This is a genomic window from Arthrobacter sp. 49Tsu3.1M3, from assembly GCF_900168135.1.
Taxonomy (GTDB): domain Bacteria; phylum Actinomycetota; class Actinomycetes; order Actinomycetales; family Micrococcaceae; genus Arthrobacter.
In genome coordinates this window covers 572,111-593,298 of the sequence record NZ_FUZD01000001.1, presented here as the reverse complement: position 1 = coordinate 593,298, position 21,188 = coordinate 572,111, and the positions used below count along the sequence as shown (strand labels likewise).

Here is a 21,188-nt window from a genome sequence, read left to right as displayed (position 1 = left end):
GGATCCTGTCCGAGGAAATCTTCGGACCCGTCGCCCCGATCATCACCTTCGACACCGAGGACGAGGCCGTCCGGCTCGCGAACAACACCGAGTACGGCCTGGTGGCGTACGTCTTCACCCGGGACCTGAACCGGGGCATCCGGATGGGCGAACGGCTCGAGACCGGCATGCTGGGCCTGAACGCCGGCGTGGTCTCCAACGCCGCCGCCCCGTTCGGCGGCGTCAAGCAGTCCGGCCTGGGCCGCGAAGGCGGCCTCGAGGGCATCGAGGAATACCTCTACACCCAGTACATCGGCATCGCCGACCCCTACGCAGGATAACCGTCGTGCCACACCCGCCAGCCGGCGCGGGGCCAAGCCTCCGACAGAGGCGTTTCAGCAAGCTAGCAAGGCCGCTCCCTCATGGGACGGGCTGTACGCTCCTTTGTGCACAGAATGGCCGATTTATCACCCACGTCTGCACGAAATCGACCTCTACCCCGTCGTCCCTCAACGTGGGCAGCCGTAGAATTTTGAATTCAGGCTGGACCCAGCATCTGCTGATTCTCATCGGCCACTTCCGGGCATCACCGTCCCGGATACGGAGAGCCTTCGAAACCACGCGGAATTGTTGGAACCTAACATCGACGCCTGATCCAACCGCGAGTGCGGCATGTCGACTGGATCCCGGCGCACACAGAGAACAGGAACGGCGAATGATCATGATCACCGAGACCGGGCGTATCTATCGCGTCACGGGCGACAGTCCACATATCGTCGGCGCCGACCTGAATGCGGCCGTCGAGTTGGTCCAACAACACCGCAGCCGAGTGTCACGACTAACAACTGTGGACCGGAATGAACGGAACTAAGGCTGGGAGTGTTCCCCGCACCACGTCGGAGAATCTTGTTAGGGGTGGGTTTCCGGTCCCGAACAGCCGAAAAGCGGGAGCCGGCTCACTCGCCAACGAACTTTCGGTCCGTCTCTGGGAGGGATGTCGCCATCACGAATCCTTGCATCCTGTCGTCGAAGCGGAGCAGGGGGAATTACGGGGAGGGAAATCAATATTGAACTCCAGATCGCTGGTCTCGCACGGTATGTGGTGGCGCAGAGTCTGGCAGAGAAATGGAACGTCGAGGAAGGCTCCACTCGCCAGCAACTAATACCCACCGTGGGCATGTATTTTCCGGCTACATCTTGAAGCTCTTCAGGAGGCCGTTGGGCGTATCGAGCAGCCCTGGGCGGAGACGTGTCTGCGGCGCGCCTGGCCCACCCGTCCGGAGAACCTCACCAACAAGGACAACAGCATCGGCCTAGTCATGGCCCGCACCGATCCTGCCCGCTTGCCGTTCGGGCGAAGAGTCCAGTGTGGAGGCCATCGCCGCCGTCGTACCATTTATCACCTCAACGAAAAGCGCCAGCCGTGAAGTTGCTCCCCGGGATGTTCACCATGGCACCCAGCCAGAATGACCACCACGTGGCGCTCCGTTGCGCCGTCGGCGTCTTCGTTCCCCTGATCACTCTCCTGCTGATGGGCCGCCTGGACGTGGCCGTCTTCGCCTCCTTCGGTGCCTTCACCGGGATCTACGGCCGGAACGAGCCGCAAGCCGGGCGGTTCGTCATCCAGTTGCGGGCCGGCCTGCTCATGATGCTCGTGCTGCTCTTGGCCGCCCTGATGGCCCGCGCCCACGAGGATTTCGCGCTCAGCGCCGCGGACACCACGTGGCTCCAGGTCCTGGCCACCACCGTGGTGGCGGGCGTCTGTTCGTTGATCGTCGCGTGGTGGCGCCTCCGCCCGGCAGGCTCGCTCATCCACATCTTTGCCTTCGCGGCCATCGCGTCCATGCCGAACCAGCCGCCGCTGTGGCAAGGCATGCTTGTGGCGGCGCTCACCGTCGCACTCTCGCTGCTGATCGGAATATCCTCCCGCGTAACCCGAAGCCACCGGACGCCGTGGGTCAGGCCGAAGCTCCCGCGGCTGGCGCCGGACGAAAAACGGGCTGCCCGGCTTGAGGCCGTCGGCTACATCGTTGTGGCCGGCGTGGCTGGAACCCTGGGGACCCTGGCCGGTAACTGGCTCGGCTTCGGCCACAATTACTGGGCCATGGTAGCGGCGGTTGTCCCGCTGGCAGGGCATTCCACCCGGCACCGGGTCAGCCGGGGGGTGCAGCGCATCATGGGCACGTCCCTGGGACTGGTGCTGCTGGCCGGGATCTTGTGGCTGCAGCCTGCCCCGTGGCAGACCGTGCTGGTGATTGCGGCCTGCCAGTTCGGCGCCGAAATGTTCTTCGTGCGCCAGTACATGCTGGCGCAGGTCTTCGTCACGCCGCTGGCGCTAGCCTCCACGCTGCTGGTGGCGCCCTCCTCGCCCGCATTCCTGCTGCGGGACCGGATCGTGGAGACCGTCATCGGTGCCGCCGTCGGCGTCGCCGGCGTGCTGGCCCCGACAGCGAGGCGCCGCCTGCGTGCCCGATGATGGGTGGCCCAACAAGCGATCGAAGACGCCAGGGAAGGGCTTCGCCCGAATCCTTGGAACTGGCCAATCTGGTGTGCGGACATTGTCCACACTTTTGGCTTCGGACCGGGTCGTACTGGTGCCAGACTGCGCCGGATTCCTTACGTTTCCTAGGGAGTCCAGGGTTTGCGGGGGAGGGAATGCAGTTCGAGTCCCACCTCGGGCACGTGTTTTCCCTGTTCAGGGGCTTGTAGGCCGCTGAGTGTGTACAAATCTCCTTTATGGGCCCCTGCGGCGCCCAGTTGCGGTCTGGCGGCTCCTACCCTTGGCTTGGACAGCGGTGTTGCTGCGTACTTCTTCATAGCCGGGAGCGTCTGGTCCTGCATGACTTGCAGGACCTGGGATCAAATCCTCATGTTCATCCCTGTCGGGTAATGCGGGCGGGGTATATGGGAATCCCCGAAACCTGTATCTGTATCCGATTTCTCGCAGCGCCATTGCGGGCGGATGGTGGCGGGGTGGGGACCGGCTTGCGCGTGGTAGATATAGCTGGAGGGGGCAGGCTGATCGGGCCGGGCAAAGTCGGCCTGGAGCGCGCGGATGAATCGGCTATTGGCCGACGGGGACGAGACGAAATCGGTCGGCCACGCCTCTCAAGGCCACTGCGGTTCCCGTCCCGAGGTCCTCTGACGGTGCGGGAAGGGTCTAATCTCGGAGGTATGGGCAGCGATCCCGTGCCGGGGAGGAGGTTCCCGGACGCTCCGTCTTACGATGTGCAACGCCGCGTCGTGGAGACGTACGCTCGCGACCTCCTGAGTGGCAACAGCCTGCTGGACGCCCTCGCCAAGCGGACGAGCCGCGGGGGGCGCAAGGCCGAGTTCGAGTTCACGGCCACTCCATACAACTTCTGCGAGGTCCTCTGCGTGGCGTCCCCGGAGACTGCCGTGGCCTTACTCGACGCGGGGATCACCACGGCGGACGAGGCCGTCGCGTTCCTCGAAGAGCAAGGTTTCGATGATCTCGTCGAGGACAACCACGACGCCGCGGAGGCCGCGCTCCGCTGGGCGGCGATGCCTTCGGAGGTGCTCGACCGCTTCCAGCACTCGCCCCTGTCCTTCTATGAGGACCCGGAGGGCTTCGGGGAGAAGCTGGGGGAGGACCTGCTCGGCAAGCTCCGGAGGAACAGGACGGTTTGGGCCGCCGTGCAGGAGTGCAGGATCGATCTGCGAGACATCCTCCAGATCGGCATCTCGCGGTTTCTCGACGCCGAGGACGACGAGGGTACCCTGAGTGGGCTGCTGGCCAGCCTGAAGTCGGGCGCAGGCCAGCAAGTCGCGGCCGAGGACATCAGCGGCTGGATCGAGCATTTCGGGATCGGCCCGGCGACCCCGAACGAGGTCAAGACAGGCGTCTACCGGCTCGCTGTACGGCACGGCGGCGACTTCACCGCGCAGATCCCACGGGATGCCCGCACCATGAGGCTTGCCAACGGCCTTTCGCGTGCCGCCGTCGGCGAGAGGCGCGGTCTCGACGTCGAGCGTCGTCTGATCCTATTCGGGGTGCAGGTCTTGGCCGGGACCTCGCGGGCGGCAGGGCTGTCAGCCTTGCCGGACGAGCACGACCTGATGAGGCTAGTCGACGCGGGGATCACCGCCGCGCAGGCAGCCGAGGGGTACCTGAGGGGGATGAACGCAGCCCAGATGGTCGCGGTGCACCGGGACGGCACAGTCCCGGGCGTCTCAGACGACTGGATCTGAAGCCATCCCCGCAGGTGAGGGGGCCCGAGGGCCGGGCCCAGTGGGAGACACGGTGGACACGTGAATGAGGGCTTCGAGCATTACCTCCTCACGAAAAGTCGGCCGATGTCTACCTGACCCGGACCGGTCTGGACTGGCTGAATGTCGGCCGGGCTTCTTCGCGTCATGACCTCCATGATGTTCTCGGGCATCGGGCATCGGGCATCGGGCATCGGGCATCGGGCACTGGCCGGACGAATCGATGGAGCTGGTGACGGCTAGGGTGCCGCCGGGACGGTTTGGGTATGTGCGAAGCAGGGACACCACTATCTGTATGGGGTTTCTCGTGGCGGGGACCGGCGTATGGGACCTTCAGGACGGGCGCAGGTTAGCCCGGTTCGCCGCGCAGGGGAGCGGTGGCAAATTCACGCATGCCTTCCTCAAAGTCCACCGTCGGCGCCCAGCCGAGGTCGGATTTGATCAGCTCTGAGGATGCCGTGATGTGGCGGACGTCTCCCAGTCTGTATTCGCCGGTCACGATCGGGGCCGGTCCGGCGCTGGACTTACTCAGTGCCTCGGCAACATCCCCGATCGTGTGGACTTCGGCGGCGCCTACGTTGTAGGCCCGGAATCCTGCACCGTCGCCGGCGGACAGCGTCTTGGCGGCAGCGATGTTCGCCGCTGCCACGTCTCTGACGTGGATGAAGCTGCGGCGCTGGGCGCCGTCTTCGAAGACCCGGGGCGCCTCGCGGCGGGCCATGGCCGAGCGGAATAGCGAGGCGACACCGGCGTAGGGTGTGTCGCGTGGCATCCGGGGACCATAGACGTTGTGGTAGCGAAGAGCGATGGCCGCGCCGCCGGTGCTGCGTGCCCACGCGGCGGCGAGATTCTCCTGGCTGACTTTTGATGCCGCGTAGACGTTCTGCGGATCAAGGGGCGCTTCCTCGGTAACCATGGCCGGAATAAGGATCGCGCCCGAGGCCGGATTCCGGGGGTCGAAGATGCCGGCGCGCAGATCAGCCTCGGCGCGCGGTCCCGGTCTGACCGCCACGCCGGTTTCAGCGTCGGTGTAGGCCCCCTCTCCGTAGACCACCATCGAGGAGGCCAGGATCAGCCGGGGGACGCCATGGCGTTCCATGGCGGCGAGTAGGACAGCGGTTGCGTAGTCGTTGTTGTGGATGTAGTCCGGCGCGTCCGCGAAGCTGAGCCCGAGCCCGACCTTTGCGCTTTGATGGCAGACGATGTCGATACCTTCGAGTGCGCGGTCTGCCGAGTCCGGGTCGGTGAGGTCGCCGGTGAGCAGTTCCACCCGCGGATCAAGGGCCGGTGGCCCCGGGTGGAGGCCCGGGTCCAGGGAGTCAAGGACCCGGATGGACCATCCCGTGCCGAGGGCGGCGTCGACGATGTGTGATCCGATGAACCCGGCACCGCCGGTGACAAGGAGCCTCACAGTACGGACTCCGAATCAGGCGCGGCGGGGAGCGCCATGATCCTGGCGACGGCGGTTCGATCCATCAGCGGGCGGGGTATGTAGTCCTCGGCGATCGCCGCGATGGTGTCTTCAAGCACGGCCAGGACGTTGTGCTGGGCCTTCTTCAGGCGCGCAAAGACGGCATCGGCGGTCACCGGTTCCGAGCCGTCGTGGCCGGTGTCCGAATCTGTGATGAAGGCCAAATTGGCGAAGCCCATGTTCAACTCAGCGGCCAGCACGGGTTCGGGGTACTGGGTCATGCTGATGATGTCCGCGCCGCCGCTGACGTACCACTGCGACTCGGCCTTCGTTGAAAAACGCGGTCCGTTGATCACCACCACCGTGCCGCGCGGGGCGTAGGAGAGGCCCTGCGCCGCCAGCGCGGCCTCCAGGTGCGAACGCAGAGTCGGGCAAAACGGTTCAGAGGCGGGCAGATGCTGGACGCCTGCCGGGGTGGCGCCGTCGGCCAGGGTGCCGTCGAAAAAGGTATCGTCGCGTCCCCAGGTGCGATCGATCAGCTGGTCCGTCACGACGAAGGTCTCAGGACCAAAGCCTCGCCGCAACCCGCCCACGGCCGAGGAGGAAAGCACTGCCTCGACTCCGAGGCTCTTGAGCGCCCAGAGGTTGGCCCGGTAGTTGATCTTCTGGGGCGGCAGCGAGTGTTTGTGGCCGTGACGGGGGAGGAAGGCCACCGTTCGCCCGCCCACGTCGGCCAGTGTCACAGGACCCGACGGCGGTCCGTAGGGGGTCCGGATCGTCAGGGTCGCGCGCACGGTCGCCGCGGGGAGCCCGTAGGTGCCCGAACCGCCGACGATGCCGATTCGTGCCTGCGCCGTCCCGGGAATCGATGTGTCCATGGTGCAATCCTGTCATTCGCCGGTTTGAACGTCACGGCCGTGTGTCCGTCACGGTGCCGCTGGGTCCGGCGCCTCCGTCTTGAGTCCGGCGAGGGCAGCGAGCCGCAGCTTGCCGCGGCGCCGCAGCCAGGTGCCTCCGGCGACGGCCGCGGCAGCCAGGAGCAGGACGGACTGGTTGAGTGATTCGCTCCAGGGGCCGGCAGGGACCATGTAGATGACGTCCAGGGCGAGGATCACCCCCACGTACTCCCACCGCCGGCTCAGAACGATGAACGGCAGCAGCATGAGCCCGTACCAGGGGTAATTTGGGCTGACAATCAGCAGCGTCAGTCCGATCATGACGGTCTGCTGTTCCCAGACATCCCCCGCATGGGTGCGCCGCAGCACTCCGAGGGCGACGACGGCCAGGACCGCGGCGCTGAGCACCTGCGTCCAGGGGCCGGCGGAGACGAGCTGAGCCAGGCCGAAGCGGATGCCGCCGCTCTGGCTGTAGTTCTCCTCCTTGAGGTAGCCGGGCAGGAAGCCTAGGACTCCGACGCCGGCGATCGCCACGTAGGGCAGGTAGAGCAGTGCGAACGTGGCCGATGCTGCGGTGATGAACCTGGCCGGGCGCCGCCACAGCAGCGCGGGAGCGGCGATGACCGGAATGAGTTTCGTTGCGACGGCGGCCCCGAATGCGACCCCGGAGCGGATCGGGTTGCCGCCCAGGAGCAGCATCCCGGCGGCAAGAATCAGGACTCCGGCCAGGACATCGACGTGAGCATTGTTGACCGCTTCGAGCTGCACAAATGGGCTCCACGCCCACACGGCGGCCAGATACGGGGGTGATCCGCGGTTGGCCAGTGCGCGGAGCAGCATCAGGGCCATTGCCGCGCTCAGGAGTAGGCTGGCCACCTGGAAAGCGAGGAAACCGGCTGCGTCCGGCACGGCGGACCGTACAGAAAAGAAATAGATTTCGGCCGTGGGCGGGTAGATCGTGGGCACATAGGGACGGTTGATTGCCGTGCACAGCGGGGCACCGGAAGGATACCCGGATGTGGCGACGGATTCCGTTCCGAACAGGTCTTTGGCGCACACGGGCTTTCCGTCGGGGCCGGCGGAACCGGGAGCGAACAGCCAGCCGGGACGAAGGCTGCTGAGGGTCTCATCAATGGGCACATACGAGTAGGGGGAGATTCCTGATTTTTGGACGATGCCGTCCCACGCATACCGGGCCGAATCGTTGCTGGTCCGGGGCGGCGCGCTCACGGCAACAAGGCCGAGCAGGACCGTTCCCGCGATGACGACGGCCCCCACCTGGTGCGGCGGCACGTGCCGTAGCAGGCCCACGGCCGCGATGAGGGCCAGCCATGAAAGGCAGGTGGCGATAATTTGCGCCGTTTCGAGCGGGTTCCCAGGAACCACCATCCACCACAGCAGGCCCGCACTGGTGAGGAACGCGAGGGGAAGGAGCACAAAGACTCTAATCCTGGTGCCGCTTGTCCGGATCGATTCTGTTGCACTGAGGCTCACCCTCCGATCCTGCCCCATGTCCGGTGCCGGTACTGCCTGCGCGCGATCTTTTTCAGCGAATCGTAAGGTCTGGGGGCTCTCCCGGGGGCTGAATCGGTGATGTGATCGAGCTATGGAAAAGCTCACAAACGCCCTGGCCGCGAGGTTTGCTTCGCCGACACGAAGCACCCGGCTCTCGGTGGTTTTGGGGCGGTGGCTGGGGCTCAGCTTCACCATCTGCCTTTTGACCGGGCTCTTCAGCCACGGGCTGCAGGAGCCACCGTCATGGATGTTCTTCCCCACCAGCCCCATCTGGATCTATCAGCTGACGCAAGGAATCCATGTGACCACGGGCATTGCCGCTATTCCGCTGCTGCTGGCAAAACTGTGGTCGGTCTATCCGGAGTTGCTGAAGTGGCCACCGGTCAAGTCAGCGGCGCATGGCCTCGAGCGGGCATCCGTTGCCTTGTTCGTGGCCTCTTCGCTCCTGCAGCTGACAACAGGCCTGATCAACACCTATAAGTGGTACCCGTGGCCTTTCCCCTTCCGTCAAACACACTACTGGCTGGCCTGGGTGATCTGGGGGTCGCTGCTGCTCCACATCGCCCTGAAGCTCCCGCTGATCATCGAGCACTGGCGCGCCCGTTCCGGCAACCGGTCCCAGACGACACCCGGCGCCGGTTCCCCTGAACAGGGGATTGACGACGGCGCGGCAGTCGCGGGGCCGGGTCGCTGGTCCAGGCGCGCTTTTCTGGCCGCCGTCGGAACGACTGCGGGCGTCGTCGTGCTCACCACGGCCGGGCAGTCCTTTTCCTGGCTGGACCCCCTGAACCTTTTTGCGCCGCGGAAGATGGGAACCGGACCGCAGTCCGTCCCCGTGAACCGCACCGCCGCCGACGCCAAGGTCGCCGACCTGGCAGGGGCCGAGGACTGGACGCTCACCGTGAGCCACCACGACATCCGCCGCGCGCTGACGCGCTCGGAGCTCCAGGTTCTTCCCCAGTATGAGCACGAACTGCCTATCGCCTGCGTCGAGGGCTGGAGCCAGACAGCCAGGTGGCGGGGCGTGCGGGTCCGGGACCTGGTGGCGGCTGTGGGTGCGCCGGCGTCCTCCGCGCTGCGGGTCACAAGCCTGGAACCTGAAGGCGCCTACCGCACGATGGACATGCCGCCCGCCTACGCACAAGACGAGCGCACCCTGGTGGCTCTGGAGCTGAACGGCCAGACGCTCGATCTGGACCACGGGTATCCGGCCCGCATCATCGCCCCCGGACGCCCGGGCGTCCTGCAAACAAAGTGGCTGCACACTCTGGAGGTCCTGTGAAACCCATGATGCCGGCGAACCCCGCAAAGCCCGCAAAACCTGCCGGGGCGGGAAAGGCTGTGAGGATCTGGAGGACCGTCCTAGGCGTGGCGGGCGTGGGGCTGGCCGGATACGGGCTCATGGGCTTGCCGAGCCAGCTCGGGCCGCCGCAGCTGCTCGGTCTTCTGGTGTGGATGGCGGTGGCCGTGCTTCTGCATGACGGCGTCATCGTGCCGGTCTCCACCGTGACCGGCGCGGGTCTGACCCGGGTGGGATCGGGACTACGCCCGGCGTCGGGCGCGGTTCTGCGAGGCGCCCTGATGACCGGGGCGGTGGTGACCGTGATCGCGGGGATTTTGCTGATGGCCCAGTCTGTGGCCCGCAACACCAGCGCATTGGAGGGGGACTACGCCGCTCACCTGCTTTGGTTCTGGGTGGTTCTGTCCGGCGTGGCTGCCGTCATGGTTTACGGGATTGAACGGGCCGGCTCGGGTCGGGGTGAGAGAAAGCAGAAAACGCGGCCCTGAAGGTGCCGGACGTCGGTGACGGACCAGCCTCCAGCCCGCGCCCGGGTCGCCAGCCCCGCCGTGCCGGTCCGCGCCCAGGCGAACGCCTCGCTGCGGTTCCCGCGCTCGTCTTCGAGAACCGCCGGGTAGACGGTGTCGATCTGTTCGTCGGCCTCCACTTCGACCAGCAGCGTACCGCCGAGGGCGATGAGTTGGCGGCAGCGGCCCAGCAGGGAACCGATGTTTCCCCCGATTCCGATGTTGCCATCGAGCAGGATGATTGACTGCCAATGACCCGACTGCGGCACCGGGTCAAAAACCGACTGTTCGATGGCGCGACCGCCGCGGCTGCGTGCTTGGCGAATTGCTTCGGCGCTGGTGTCGATGCCCAGGGCCGCCAGGCCAAGCGTCCCGGCGGCCGCCAGGAGCCGGCCCGGCCCGCAACCGACGTCGAGAACCGGCCCCCGGAGACTCTGCAGGAGCGACCGCTCGATCGCGCTGGCGTCCTGGCACCAAGTACGCACATCGAACTCCACGGGCGCTTCAGGAGTGTGACCGATTCCAGGGTGGAGCGTCAGGGTTCCGGTCCCGGTCAGCAGGGCGCTGGCGTAGGGCTCGCGTTCGCCCTGGCCGAAGTAGGCGGCGGTTGCCACGGAGGTGGACATCACAGGAGCACCTCAGCTACTTGCGGCGGGCACTGCAGCCGGCCGGTGGTTTGGGCCACGGCCCGGGCGAATGCGCTGCCCGGAATCGCCGCCGCGATGTGCAGGGCGTCACTGAAATGGTCCATATCCCGCAGTTCGGGGAGCATTCCGACACTGAGCCCCGCAGCGGCGAGCCGGGCCAGCTGCTCGGCCCCGGTTGCCGCCGTGGACATCGGCACGCCCCGGATCAGCGCTCCGTCCGGCCGGCGCAGCGCCAGCGCCCAAAACCCGCCATCCGTTGCCAGCCCGATCCATGCCCCGTGCCCGGCCCCGGTGGTGGACCAGTCACGGAGCAGTGGCGCCACATGGTCCGGGGAGAACTGCGGGGTATCCATGCCGATAATGAGCAGGGGTCCGCCGACGGCTTCGCAGATGGCGGCGAGCCGCTCGTCCAGACCCCCGGGTGCCTGCGGCAGAACAATGAATTGGGCAGCGTCCCGCACGGTGGGTGTCCCGTCCATGACCAGCAGCCGGCGTCGGGCCGGGAGGTTCCGCACCGAATCCAGGGTGTGGCTGAGGCTCAGCTGGGCCAGGGCTGCAGCCTCTTCGGGCGTCAGCGGGGGACTGAGCCGGGTCTTTACCCGTCCCGGCGCGCACTCTTTGGCGATGACCGCCACCGTCAGGTCCATTGCTTATCCCCATGTAGGCGGCGGCCGTTCATTCGGACCGGTCCGGACGGCAGTGCCGCCGAGGCGGCCCTGAGCTGGGCAGACATGTCCCGGACTGCGGTAATCGTTCCGCGCACCGTACCGGTGACCTTGGATCTACCGGTCCGCGCGGCATACGGCACCGGGAATTCCACGATCCGCCAGTTATCCAGGCTCGCCTTGAGGAACATTTCCAGGGGGTAGCCGCTGCGCCGGTCCTCCAGCCCCAGAGACAACAGCCCGTCACGGCGTGCGCCCCGCATCGGTCCCAGATCCGTTACGTGTTCTCCGGTCAGGCGACGGAGCCGCCAGGCCAGGACACCATTGGCGATGCGGGCGTGCCGGGGCCAAGACCCGCGCTGCGGCTGCCGGCTGCCCAGTACCAGGTCCGCGCGTCCGTCCATGACGGGGGCGAGGAGCGCCGGGAGCTGCGCCGGATCCAGTGAACCGTCGCAGTCACAGAAAGCGACGAATTCCGCCGTTGCCGAGAGCAGCCCGGCGTGGGCGGCTGCCCCGAATCCCCGCCGGTTCTCTCGGACCACGGTCGCCCCCAGGCTCTCGGCAAGCTCGGCGGAGCCGTCCGCGGAACCGTTGTCCACGACGATGGCCCGGTACCCATGCGGCAGACGCGACAGGACCCACGGCAGCGCGCTTCGTTCATTCAGACACGGCAACACGACATCAACCATGGAGACGGTCCATTCACTCATGCTTCAAGGCTACGGATCCGGCAACGCCGCCGCCCCCCGGAATCCTTACGGTATGCGGACGAAAAAGTGCTTCGCCCCGGCTGGAGCCGCGGCACTTCCCGCCGGTGCAGACTATCCGTCCGGCAGGGTTTTTCGGGGGTGTTATTTGGTGTTGACGGTGATCTTGGCAATGCCTCCGAGCATGTCGGCCTTGACAGCGGTCTTAAAGGGCTTGTTCAGAATCCGGATTCGGCGGAGACCAACACGCGCATGCCCTTGGGGATGGCTGGCACTCAGGATTCACCTTCTTGGGGGCCTCCAAGAGAAACGCTCTAGCGCTCGCGGTCGATCTGAAGGTAGCTGAGTCCGCTGACATCGAGCCAGAATTTAGTGGGGGTCTCGACGAGACGCAGCAGGACGCCCCCGCAGGAGCTGCAGTGCACGACTATTCCCGGGGCGTCGGCATAGACCGCTGCCTCTCCAAAGACCCTGACTGCGCCACAGTTCTTGCACCGACCGATCGCTGCAATGATGTCGATGCGGAACAATTCCCACAGCGGTCCTGCTGCCGCGTTCCCGTCAAGATGCGGTATGGGGTTGCCTGCGGTTGCGGCGATGTCCTGGTCCTCGCGGCGCGGGTCCTCAGCGCCAGGGGCGGTGCCGTTGTTGCCAGTCACCGTATTCCTCCCGTTCCGCCGAAGCGTTCGGTTTTGATCGAGGCAGTCGGATAGCCCGCCTTTACGAGCCAGTCTGTGACTGTTTCGACAAACATCGTCTGACCACAGATGAAGATGTCGGGGGCGACGTCCGCCGGCAGGATGTTTGCCAACAGTGTTTCAGCGGTGAGTCGCTTCGGGGTGCTGGGCCAGGCCTCCGGGACTTTGCGTGTATAGATGTAGTCGACGGTGAGCTTGGGGGATTGCTGGCTCAAGGTAAGCAGTTCCTCCCGATAGAACCCGGTCTCGGGTGATTTGAGGGAGTACAGCAAACGGAACTGTGAGGGATTCTGGGATGCCTCGTGGGCGCGGATCATCGACATAAGCGGGACGACACCGGACCCGCCGGCGATCAGCTGCACGGGGTTCGGGTCCGTCGGTCGCCAGACGAACCAGCCGCCGACGGGGCCCCGGATCTCCAACTGGTCTCCGACCATCAGGTCTCTGACCAGATAGGGGGAGACCTCCCCGTTGGCTAGTTCGTCGACCGTGATCTCCAGTATTTCGTCCATCCCGGCTGTGGCCACGGAGTAGGACCGCACTGCCGTGTAGCCGTCGTCGGCTGTGAGCCGGATATCGATGTGCTGGCCGGCAAGGTTGCCGTTCAGACCGTCCACGCGCAGCCTGATGGTTCTGGACGATTCCGTTTCGGGAACGCCGCTGACGACGTCGGCGACGCGCCACAGGGTGCTCATGTGTCCTGCCTCATGAGTAGCGCTCCTCGCGCCACGGGTCGCCGTAGATGTGGTAGCCGTTGGATTCCCAGAAGCCGGGAACATCCTGCGGCATCAGCTCGATGCCATTGATCCACTTCGCACTCTTCCAGAAGTACAGGTGGGGTACCAGCAGGCGGGCGGGGCCACCGTGGGCCCGTTCCAGTGGCTCCCCGTCGAATTCCCAGGCCACCCAAGCCTGGCCGTCCAGCAGGTCCTGCAACGGGACATTCGTCGTATAACCGCCGTAGGAGTAAGCCGTAGTGAACTCGGACGTTGTTTCCACGTCTTCGAACAAGGTGTCCAGGGACACCCCCCGCCACGAGGTGCCCAGCTTGGACCAGCTCGTCACGCAGTGGATGTCGGTCCGGATATCAGCTTGGGGCAGCGCCATAAAATCATCCCAGGACCAGGCGCGGCGCTGGCCCGTCTCCGTCGTAATGAAGAATTCCCAGTCAGCGGGGGCGACATAGGGTGCAGGGCCCGCCGTCAGCACGGGAAAGCTTGCCGTCTCGTATTGGCCAGGTGGTAAGGCTGGATTGCCGGTGCGCCGTTTTCCATGAAAACCCGCCGAGATGATTCCCATCATGTACCTCCGATGCGGAGCTCCGCCGGTCAACTTTGATCGGTTCCCCAACGATATGGCAACGGCAGGGCAGGGTCCAGACATACGAACACTACTGGTCCCGTCAGCGGACTCCGCGAAACAACCATCAAGAAACAGGGTGACGAAACCCGTCCTTGGAGACGATTCTCGGCCGGCGAGACGGCGATATGGGGTGTCTTTGGGCTGTTGAGGGTATCGGCTCATAGGGGGCCCGTCTGGCCAGGGCAGTAACGGACGCCGGTTACGACGTCGCCGAAGGCTATGCGGTATCCATGGGCGCGGCCGCGCTGGCAGCCCTGGCCTCCGGGGCTCTCTACGACCGGATCGGGTTGCGCGGCCTGCTCATCGCCCTGCCGCTGACCGCGGCCGGCCCGTTCCTGTCGTTCACCACTACCACTGTCCTGGTCTGGGCGGGTGCCGTCGCCTGGGGAGCAGCCCTAGGCATCCACGAACCCACCTTCCGCGCCGCGGTCGCCGACCTCGTCCCCCCCGCCACGCGCGAAACCGGATACGGCGTCTTCACCGCCATCTACGGCACCGCCTGGCTAGCCGGGTCCACCATCATCGGAGCCCTCTACTCGGCCTCCCTCACCGGCCTCATCATCTTCACCATCGCGACGCAGCTCGTCGTCCTGATCGCCTTCATCCTCGCGCTCAACGACAAAGACGACAGCGGCTCCCGCGAGAGAGACAAACAGTGTCACCAGCAAATGCGCCGCAGGCAGAACAAGTGAGTGATTCGATCACCGGCGCCGTCCGCAGATAGTGCCGATTATCGACCGCAGGATAAATAAGTTCTACAGCACAAGGCGGCCGAGCGTTGTTCGAAAGGCGCTCTGGGAAGACCTTCAAGAGAACGCGGAGTGGTTGGCTGAGCTCGCCGCGACACAGCAAACACCCGATGGTCGCCCTCTGTGTTCTGCGCCTGGCAGACATCCTGATCTGAACGCCCGACCTCTAGCTGTACTGCCCAGGGACGTTGGTTTGGGTGAATGTGGGACTCGCTGGAGTCATTGACTGATGGGTGAGGACTTCCGGTCGCACAGTGGAGTTGCTTAGACAACCGCTGAGGCGACCAGGAGGTCCTCATGTCCCACGCTAATGCCGCTTTGACTCCACGCCAACGCTTGCGCGCCGGGCGTCTGGTCATTGACCACTCTGCTGGGGGCTAATAAGAAGCGCATGACTGAGCTAATTCAGCAAAGTCCGCCGCCCCGCTGCTGCAGATGGTGGGCGCTGGCGCCGTTTCAGTCGCTGCCGTCCTGACTGCTTGGTCGCATGCAGGAAGGGTTAGCAGCGAAGCTGCTTTCGCGTCACTGGCAGGGGTAAATGCCTTGCCAGCCTCAAGGGGTACCACTGTCCGGCACAGGCTCAACAGGGGCGGTGATAGGCGCCTCAACCGAGCCTTGCACACCTATCGCGATTCCGCGCCACATCTAGGCCTCATCGCTGCCCCAGCGTCCTAGCGCGATGATCGCCTCACGCAAGGCAAGCCCGCGGTCGGTCAGCGCATAAGCCCGGGTGTTGTGCCGGAGGGGCAGACGGGACAGTACCCCGGCGGCCTCGAGCTCGCGCAGGCGGGTCGCGAGAATGTTCGTCGGCACTCCGAGGTCGCGCTGCAGATCGCCGTAGCGCTGCGGTCCGTCGAGCAGCCGCTCCACGATGAGCAGGGCCCACCGTGCTCCCACGACATCGAGGGCCGCGGCGAGGTTGCTCACTCGGTCGGATCGGCGTCCGGTTTCATCCAAAACGGCGAATAGTGGTAGCCGTCAGGGTCGTCGAACTGGCGCTGGTACATGAAGGGGTAGTCGTCGATATCACCGATCCGCCCGCCGGCGGCACCGGCGCGCTCGACGAGCTCGTCGACCGCCTGACGGCTGCCGAGGTCGAACGAGACCGTGACCTTCGAGGGCGTATCGGGTCCGCCGACCAGCTCCTTGGCGCCGCCGACGCTCGCATACATCTCGCGGCTGCCGAGCATGACGTACTGCTCGGGCGCGATCGCGAAGCATGACACGTTGTGATCGGACATTTCTGGGTTGAGGGTCCAGCCCAGGGCGGTGTAGAAGGCGGTCGCGCGCTCGACGCTCTCGACCGGGCAGGTGATGAAAAGGCTCATGCGACTCATACTTGCAAAATGCAAGTGTGACGTCAAGATCTCGGCCGCACGGTCCGCAATCTGCAGGCGTGTAGCAGCATGTTCAGAGGTACGGGCGAGTAATAGGGACCAGACCGTGCGTTGGGCTTTGGCGCAAAGAGGGATCCCTCCGCGTGCATTTGAGGACGCCAACGATGGGCCCTGGTGAGGCTTCTGCCGTGCTCGTCGGATACATGCGGGTCTCGAAGCGGCTGGCATGGATTACGGCGATAAGTGGCGTCGTCTTCGCAGGGCTAAAGGTCCCCCCACATTGGGCGCATCAGGTCCCCTCGTCACAGTGGGTTTCCGACACGGCCGGCGTCCCCATATATCGGTATGGGCGATTACCTCCGAGCGGTTCCCATCCGCAGCACCGCCGCATATGGAGCTGGCCGCGCTGCTGCGCGGCCAGCGCCTGGCATTTGATACCGAAGCCCGTACCGTCAGGCTCAGTGCTGGTGTGAGGCGTCGTGTGCGTGGGCCGGCGGAGCGGTAGCCCCCGAGATGCTGCCGGTGATCCAGGACATCATGCCCGCCGTTGCGTCGAACGCCGGTTTGCGGTCGGCATTGGACCAGACGGTCTCCGGACGGCACTGGAGCAGGACCAGGTTGCTGCCCTCGGGGAGCTCTTCGTCCACCGCGAATTCAATGTCCTGAGGTGCCTGATGGATGCGCTCCAGCTTCTTGCCGAGCGTTGCCAGCGCCACCACCTCGTTATCCTGCAGGCACAACACATCGCGGCGTTCGAGAGGGACGTCCACCGGCGCGTCACCGCGGCGGTACTCGATGATCTTGTTGCCCACCACCCGGTCCGCGATGCCGAGGCCCACCTTGTCCACCACAAAGCGGTCCGGTGTCACTTCACCGCCCACCACTGACAGGCCCAAGCCCCAGCTGGCTTCCATCACGATCTTGGACCGGTCACCGCTGGTGGGGCTAAGAGTGAACATCACGCCCGCGGCGCGGGCGCGCACGGTTTAGGGAGCGCTTTCGCGCCCTGAGCGGCGGCTGCGTCTTTGGCCATCAGTCTCCTCGCTCCCGAAATTGACCTAAAGCGGTTGGGATTTCGTATGCCAAGGACAGACCAAATTGGGGGAAGCTTTACATAAGATCCACTCTCAGCGGGCACTTCCTGCGATCGAAGGAGCTCGGATGGGGCTCGTCCTGATCCGTGGAACTGGGCCCCTGTGCCAGCCCGCTCGGGAGTGCGTTGTCTTTTGCGGTGCCCATGCCCGCAAGTTGACTGCATCGGGGGTAGGCACCTCCTCGATGTTTCGGTTCGGGCCAAACCGGAGGCCGGCAAGCGAGCCGCAGGCGGCCCATGGCTCATTCCTGGCTGATGTGCGTCTCTGATCCGCGACGAGGACCGGGCCAGGCCAGCAGTAGCATCAGCTGGCTGCCTCTCGCGCAGGGACCCAGCGCCCGGGCCGAAGGCGGAGCAGCCGATCAGCGGCGGGTGAACCTGGCCGGCGGGTGAGGTTCCACGCCGTCTGCGGGAACGGCCCACCAGAAACCTGACGACGGCGGCGATCAGCAGGATCGGGGCGACCGAGGGCAAGAAACTGACCGCTTTGACCGTTTTTCCGATGACGTGAAAGATGACCTTCGTGGTGACGTCAGTAATCGCCAGCCCCACTGATGCCATTCTGGAGCTGCCCGCCGTCCGAAGACCTTTCGCAGCTGCCCACTGTCCGAAGACTCGCCCCCCGGCGTCGGCGGCGGAACATAGTGGCGTATCTACGTGCGGGACCTGCCACGGATGAAGTGGAAGATCAGAACGACCACGGCAATAACCAAAAGCAGGTGAATGAAGCCCCCGCCGATGCCGCCCAGCAAGCCGAGAAGCCAGAGAACAGCGATAATGATGGCTATCCAAAGCAACATGAGTGACTCCCTATTTGTCTGCGGATGGACCTGCTGGATCTGCGCCCCGGCCGCTCCGGTACTTTGGCGCGAGGCAGGAACGGCACGGGGATCATAGGCGCTCAGAGCGGCGGTATCGGCAAGAATCATCGTCATACCTCCCGCTCTCATCAACCCTGATGCCGCATCGATTCCACGGCCACGATATCGAACCAAGTTCCAGATTCTGGCCGAGCGCCCACGCGGGTATTGTGTGGTGCGCTTCACCCGATGTCAAGAGCGGGTCCCTGGAATCGGCAAAACAATAATCGATAGCCACAATTCGGTTTGGTGGCGCACCGCAGGGGAGCGGTTGGGGTTTGGAATCAGGTGCCTGCGGGGAGGGAATTTTTGGGGTATGTTCGCCTTTCGCGGACGGCATGAACTTCAGCATTCCCCCCGAGCCGGCCCGATGTCCGGCACTGAAGAACAGGACCTGCAAATTGATTGAATTCCAGAGCTCGGCCGACGGCACGGAAATCGCCTTCGAACGTACAGGTGAGGGGCCAGCCCTTATCGTCATCGGTGGTGCACTAAACAGCCGGCGTTCGGCCGGCATGCTGGTGGGTTTGCTGGCCCCGCACTTCACCGTCTACGCGTACGACCGTCGCGGGAGGGGCGAGAGCTCCGACACGCTTCCCTACAGCCCCGGCCGTGAAATAGAGGATTTGAAAACGCTGATCGCCGCGGCAGGCGGTTCGGCCTACGCCTACGGACACTCCTCGGGAGCCATTCTGGCCCTTGAAGCAGCCGCTGCCGGAGCGGCCATCCGCAAAATCGCGGCCTACGAACCACCGTATCTGACCGGGCATGCCCCCGACGAACCTTGGGAGAATTTCAGGGATCGCGTTCAGGCGGCGCTGAACGAGGGAGACCAGGAAGGCGCCGTCGAACTGTTCATCCGCCATACAGGCTCTGACTTCGACGAAGGCATCAAAACAATGCCGTGGTGGCCCGCACTCCTCAGCGTTGCCAACACCCTGCCGTATGACCTCACCCTGACAAGTGACGGACGCGTCCCGGAAAGGCTGTCGAACATTCAGGTGCCAACGCTCGGAATCTACGGTGGTGCGAGCCCGTCCTGGGCCGGGAATGCCATCAATGCCGTTGCCGCAGTCGTCCCTGGAATGAAGAAAGAAAAGCTGGAAGGCCAAGACCACGCAGTCTCCCACGATGCTGTCGCACCGCTTCTGATCGACTTCTTCAACAGCGCACCGGCTTAATCCTGGACATCATCGCCCGGAGCTAGGTGATCTCCCTTGCCGACGGCTTCCCGGACGGGAAGCTGTTCGCGGTCCGGAACATCCACGCCGCCTTGATTAATTGCTGAGCGCAGGCACTGGATGCCTTGAGCAGGGCCCGGAAAAGAATTTCCCGCGTGGTGCCCTTTTGTTGTTATCCCGGTCGTCGTAGTCGTGTAACAACCGAAAATAAGGAGTCATCGTGGAATACATGCTTTTCATCTGCAGCGATCCGACAGCGCCGGCATATGTGGCTGCCGAGGACAATATCGTGGAATGGGGGGCCGAGATGGAAGTGCGGGGCGTCGCCCGTCACGGTGACAGGCTGCGCCCAGTAGAGGACGCAACCACCGTGAGGGTGCGAGGGGGAGAGGTGGTGGTCTCCGATGGGCCATTCGCGGAGACAAAGGAATGGATCGCCGGCTATGACGTCATCGCTTGGGCCGATCTCGACGAGGCAATAGAGGTGGCGTCCAAACACCCCACGGCCCGGTTCGGCAAAATCGAGATCAGGCCCGTATGGCCGCTCGGGCTCTAGAGTTTCGCCTGATAGCGGCCGCTGATGGTCGGGGGTGACGTGTCACAGGAGCTGACGGAGGTGCGCACCGCCATCGAGGCCGTTTCCGCGACGGAGACGGCGCGAATCAACGCCACCTTTATCCGTGTGACGGGCGACTGGGGCCTGGCCGAGGATTGTATCCAGGATGCGTTCGCGCGCGCCAAAATACGCGATGCAGGGATTCCGTGCCGGGTGCCCCCACCGGAGCTGATATCCGAACGCACCGACGGGATCCTCCCGGACGACAAACAGCTGATTCCGGTCGAGGTGCCCCATCTCGGCCTCTCGTTACTGAGCGCCCGGTAATGGCTAGGTATCACTCGGCCTTCAGCAAGGCGAAGGCCGGCCATGCCCCTGACGACTATCTCGTAGCGTTCGCCAACCGGACGGTGGGCGGCCGCGTCCGGCGCCGCTTGGACAGTCCCGACGCGCCTCGCTTGCATGCCAAGACCCAGGTCAGCGCCTGCTTTCTGGGAATCACCATTGCCTCTCTTTGCGATTACCACCAACCTCATCTTGGGGCGCCGATAGCGTACCTTTCGTTGAAACCGTTTGACGTACTCATGGCTGTCGGGTTTGGGAATGTCGCCTCCAATGGACGTGGGGGAGGGGCTTTGTCCTGTGCTGTGAACTTGGACTCCTTGGCTGCGTCTGAGGAATAGCGGGGGCTGCAGTTGGCTTGTCCATACCGGGGCGTCGACGACCGGCTGCCTCGTGAAAGGACTTCCGTTGCCCACTTCCTTTGTCCCATTCAGCATTCGCGCTACCGTTCGCGAAGACCATAAGCGCTCCTTCCGCACCGACATAGAACGTCTGACCGGCAGCGATCGTGGCTGGTCGCCGCTGGACGTCGTCAAGTCCACGGACACGCAGGCGCTGCTGCGCGGAGCGATCGCGCAAAGCGTTCACACCGCCACCAACGAGAGCCTGGCCCGCTACCTCCAGAACCGTCTTGCCGCCGATAATGACATCCATCTGGATCTCACCGTCTGCATCGGCCGCTAGCGGCCCGGCCGCGCTCCTGCCGGGCCCCTAAGCCCATGCCCTGGCCACCAGGTCTCCTGCAGGGCCGAGGATGAAGTCCACATTGAGGGAGGAGCTGGGCCCCTCACCCATGGAGATTTTCTCGTCGAAAGACGCAAAGGTGGCTGGCAAGGAGTACCCCACGTTGTCCCAGTAATACTGGAAGATATACAGGAGGGGGTCTTCGATCGCGTCCAGGTCCTCCCCAAGGCGGTACACAATGATGGCCTTCTGGCGGACCTCTCGCGAATTCGAGCACCAGGGCAGAATCAGCCCGCCCGCATTAGCCATATTTCTAGGGGGATTCTGATCCGTGTCCCTCCGAATGATCCCCGAGGGATCGCCCGGGCCAAAGAGGGGATTCCACTCAAGGTCCTCGTAGTACAGGTTCATGCCCGCATCGGTTGGCTGTCCCGGCAGACGGGTTTGGTTGGTGAGCCTTTCCAGGCCTG

At 64.8% G+C, this 21,188-nt stretch carries 24 protein-coding genes and 1 pseudogene; 11 read left to right on the top strand and 14 right to left on the bottom strand.

The genetic code is table 11. The features are described from left to right. The 3 genes from B5X90_RS02865 to B5X90_RS02855 all read left to right on the top strand — a co-directional run. A partial coding sequence (locus B5X90_RS02865; RefSeq protein ID WP_143264624.1) for an aldehyde dehydrogenase family protein occupies positions 1–320 on the top strand: 320 nt, incomplete at its 5' end. Positions 321–1,402: 1,082 nt separating this feature from the next. Further along, positions 1,403–2,455 (top strand): FUSC family protein, encoded by a 1,053-nt coding sequence (locus tag B5X90_RS02860; protein ID WP_079549963.1) that lies wholly within the window; start codon positions 1,403–1,405, stop codon positions 2,453–2,455. Positions 2,456–3,153: 698 nt separating this feature from the next. Beyond that, positions 3,154–4,191 (top strand): hypothetical protein, encoded by a 1,038-nt coding sequence (locus B5X90_RS02855; protein ID WP_079549962.1) that lies wholly within the window; start codon positions 3,154–3,156, stop codon positions 4,189–4,191. Positions 4,192–4,558: 367 nt separating this feature from the next. Here the strand turns inward: B5X90_RS02855 and B5X90_RS02850 are convergent, their stop codons facing one another. From B5X90_RS02850 to B5X90_RS02840, 3 genes are read right to left on the bottom strand one after another with little or no spacing between them, the layout of a single operon-like run. After that, on the bottom strand, positions 4,559–5,620 hold the full coding sequence (locus B5X90_RS02850; protein WP_079549961.1) for an NAD-dependent epimerase/dehydratase family protein: 1,062 nt from the start codon (positions 5,618–5,620) through the stop codon (positions 4,559–4,561). Continuing rightward, entirely contained in the window at positions 5,617–6,498 is an 882-nt protein-coding gene (locus B5X90_RS02845; protein WP_079549960.1) for an MTAP family purine nucleoside phosphorylase, read from the bottom strand. The genes B5X90_RS02850 and B5X90_RS02845 overlap by 4 nt, the downstream gene beginning before the upstream one ends. A 48-nt stretch (positions 6,499–6,546) precedes the next feature. Then, positions 6,547–8,010, bottom strand: coding sequence for a glycosyltransferase family 87 protein (locus B5X90_RS02840; protein WP_179129019.1), 1,464 nt, complete (start codon positions 8,008–8,010; stop codon positions 6,547–6,549). A 112-nt stretch (positions 8,011–8,122) separates the two neighbouring features. Here B5X90_RS02840 and B5X90_RS02835 point away from each other — a divergent pair, with 112 nt between their 5' ends. Then, complete coding sequence (locus B5X90_RS02835) at positions 8,123–9,313, top strand: molybdopterin-dependent oxidoreductase (RefSeq protein ID WP_079550014.1); 1,191 nt, start codon at positions 8,123–8,125, stop codon at positions 9,311–9,313. Between the two features lie 95 nt (positions 9,314–9,408). Continuing rightward, on the top strand, positions 9,409–9,819 hold the full coding sequence (locus tag B5X90_RS02830) for a hypothetical protein (protein WP_143264622.1): 411 nt from the start codon (positions 9,409–9,411) through the stop codon (positions 9,817–9,819). On the opposite strand, the gene B5X90_RS02825 is transcribed toward B5X90_RS02830, so the two are convergent. The 6 genes from B5X90_RS02825 to B5X90_RS02800 form a co-directional block, all read right to left on the bottom strand. After that, a complete protein-coding gene (locus tag B5X90_RS02825; protein ID WP_079549957.1) occupies positions 9,759–10,463 on the bottom strand; it encodes a methyltransferase domain-containing protein in 705 nt (234 codons plus the stop codon). The two genes, B5X90_RS02830 and B5X90_RS02825, sit on opposite strands and share 61 nt — an antisense overlap. After that, entirely contained in the window at positions 10,463–11,131 is a 669-nt protein-coding gene (locus B5X90_RS02820; protein ID WP_079549956.1) for a TIGR04282 family arsenosugar biosynthesis glycosyltransferase, read from the bottom strand. The genes B5X90_RS02825 and B5X90_RS02820 overlap by 1 nt, the downstream gene beginning before the upstream one ends. Continuing rightward, positions 11,122–11,859 (bottom strand): glycosyltransferase family 2 protein, encoded by a 738-nt coding sequence (locus tag B5X90_RS02815; RefSeq protein ID WP_079549955.1) that lies wholly within the window; start codon positions 11,857–11,859, stop codon positions 11,122–11,124. The genes B5X90_RS02820 and B5X90_RS02815 overlap by 10 nt, the downstream gene beginning before the upstream one ends. 311 nt (positions 11,860–12,170) lie before the next feature. Then, positions 12,171–12,515 (bottom strand): DUF6510 family protein, encoded by a 345-nt coding sequence (locus B5X90_RS02810; RefSeq protein WP_218670163.1) that lies wholly within the window; start codon positions 12,513–12,515, stop codon positions 12,171–12,173. Beyond that, on the bottom strand, positions 12,512–13,249 hold the full coding sequence (locus B5X90_RS02805; protein ID WP_079549954.1) for an FAD-binding oxidoreductase: 738 nt from the start codon (positions 13,247–13,249) through the stop codon (positions 12,512–12,514). Before B5X90_RS02805 ends, B5X90_RS02810 begins: the two co-directional genes overlap by 4 nt. A 10-nt stretch (positions 13,250–13,259) precedes the next feature. Beyond that, complete coding sequence (locus tag B5X90_RS02800) at positions 13,260–13,853, bottom strand: sulfite oxidase-like oxidoreductase (RefSeq protein ID WP_079549953.1); 594 nt, start codon at positions 13,851–13,853, stop codon at positions 13,260–13,262. A 293-nt stretch (positions 13,854–14,146) separates the two neighbouring features. Here B5X90_RS02800 and B5X90_RS02795 point away from each other — a divergent pair, with 293 nt between their 5' ends. Further along, positions 14,147–14,608, top strand: a complete 462-nt coding sequence (locus B5X90_RS02795) for an MFS transporter (RefSeq protein ID WP_079549952.1) — start codon at positions 14,147–14,149, stop codon at positions 14,606–14,608. 445 nt (positions 14,609–15,053) lie between these two features. Next, positions 15,054–15,286: pseudogene (locus B5X90_RS02790) on the top strand (transposase); the annotation flags it as partial. A 24-nt stretch (positions 15,287–15,310) separates the two neighbouring features. On the opposite strand, the gene B5X90_RS02785 reads toward B5X90_RS02790, so the two are convergent. From B5X90_RS02785 to B5X90_RS21505, 4 genes are all read right to left on the bottom strand, one after another. Continuing rightward, positions 15,311–15,592: a winged helix-turn-helix transcriptional regulator gene (locus B5X90_RS02785; protein WP_079549951.1), complete on the bottom strand. Its 282-nt coding sequence runs from the start codon at positions 15,590–15,592 to the stop codon at positions 15,311–15,313. Beyond that, the gene (locus B5X90_RS02780; protein WP_079549950.1) at positions 15,589–15,993 is read right to left on the bottom strand and encodes a VOC family protein; all 405 of its coding nucleotides are present in this window, start codon (positions 15,991–15,993) and stop codon (positions 15,589–15,591) included. The genes B5X90_RS02785 and B5X90_RS02780 overlap by 4 nt, the downstream gene beginning before the upstream one ends. Before the next feature lie 467 nt (positions 15,994–16,460). After that, a complete protein-coding gene (locus B5X90_RS02775; RefSeq protein WP_256860021.1) occupies positions 16,461–16,985 on the bottom strand; it encodes a PEP/pyruvate-binding domain-containing protein in 525 nt (174 codons plus the stop codon). Positions 16,986–17,748: 763 nt separating this feature from the next. Continuing rightward, positions 17,749–18,030, bottom strand: coding sequence for a lmo0937 family membrane protein (locus B5X90_RS21505; RefSeq protein ID WP_079549949.1), 282 nt, complete (start codon positions 18,028–18,030; stop codon positions 17,749–17,751). 326 nt (positions 18,031–18,356) lie between these two features. Between B5X90_RS21505 and B5X90_RS02765 the strand changes: the two genes are divergently transcribed. The 4 genes from B5X90_RS02765 to B5X90_RS02745 all read left to right on the top strand — a co-directional run bounded on the left by B5X90_RS02765 (position 18,357) and on the right by B5X90_RS02745 (position 20,718). Then, positions 18,357–19,136 carry an alpha/beta fold hydrolase gene (locus B5X90_RS02765; protein WP_218670162.1) on the top strand — a complete coding sequence of 260 codons (780 nt, stop codon included), beginning with the start codon at positions 18,357–18,359 and terminating at the stop codon, positions 19,134–19,136. A 229-nt stretch (positions 19,137–19,365) separates the two neighbouring features. Further along, entirely contained in the window at positions 19,366–19,692 is a 327-nt protein-coding gene (locus B5X90_RS02760; protein WP_143264632.1) for a YciI family protein, read from the top strand. A gap of 60 nt (positions 19,693–19,752) precedes the next feature. Continuing rightward, the gene (locus B5X90_RS02755) at positions 19,753–20,019 is read left to right on the top strand and encodes a hypothetical protein (protein WP_143264621.1); all 267 of its coding nucleotides are present in this window, start codon (positions 19,753–19,755) and stop codon (positions 20,017–20,019) included. Between the two features lie 423 nt (positions 20,020–20,442). Beyond that, complete coding sequence (locus B5X90_RS02745) at positions 20,443–20,718, top strand: hypothetical protein (protein ID WP_079549944.1); 276 nt, start codon at positions 20,443–20,445, stop codon at positions 20,716–20,718. 27 nt (positions 20,719–20,745) lie between these two features. Here B5X90_RS02745 and B5X90_RS20925 read toward each other — a convergent pair whose 3' ends face one another. Then, on the bottom strand, positions 20,746–21,027 hold the full coding sequence (locus B5X90_RS20925) for a hypothetical protein (RefSeq protein WP_143264620.1): 282 nt from the start codon (positions 21,025–21,027) through the stop codon (positions 20,746–20,748). Positions 21,028–21,188: the final 161 nt, after the last annotated feature.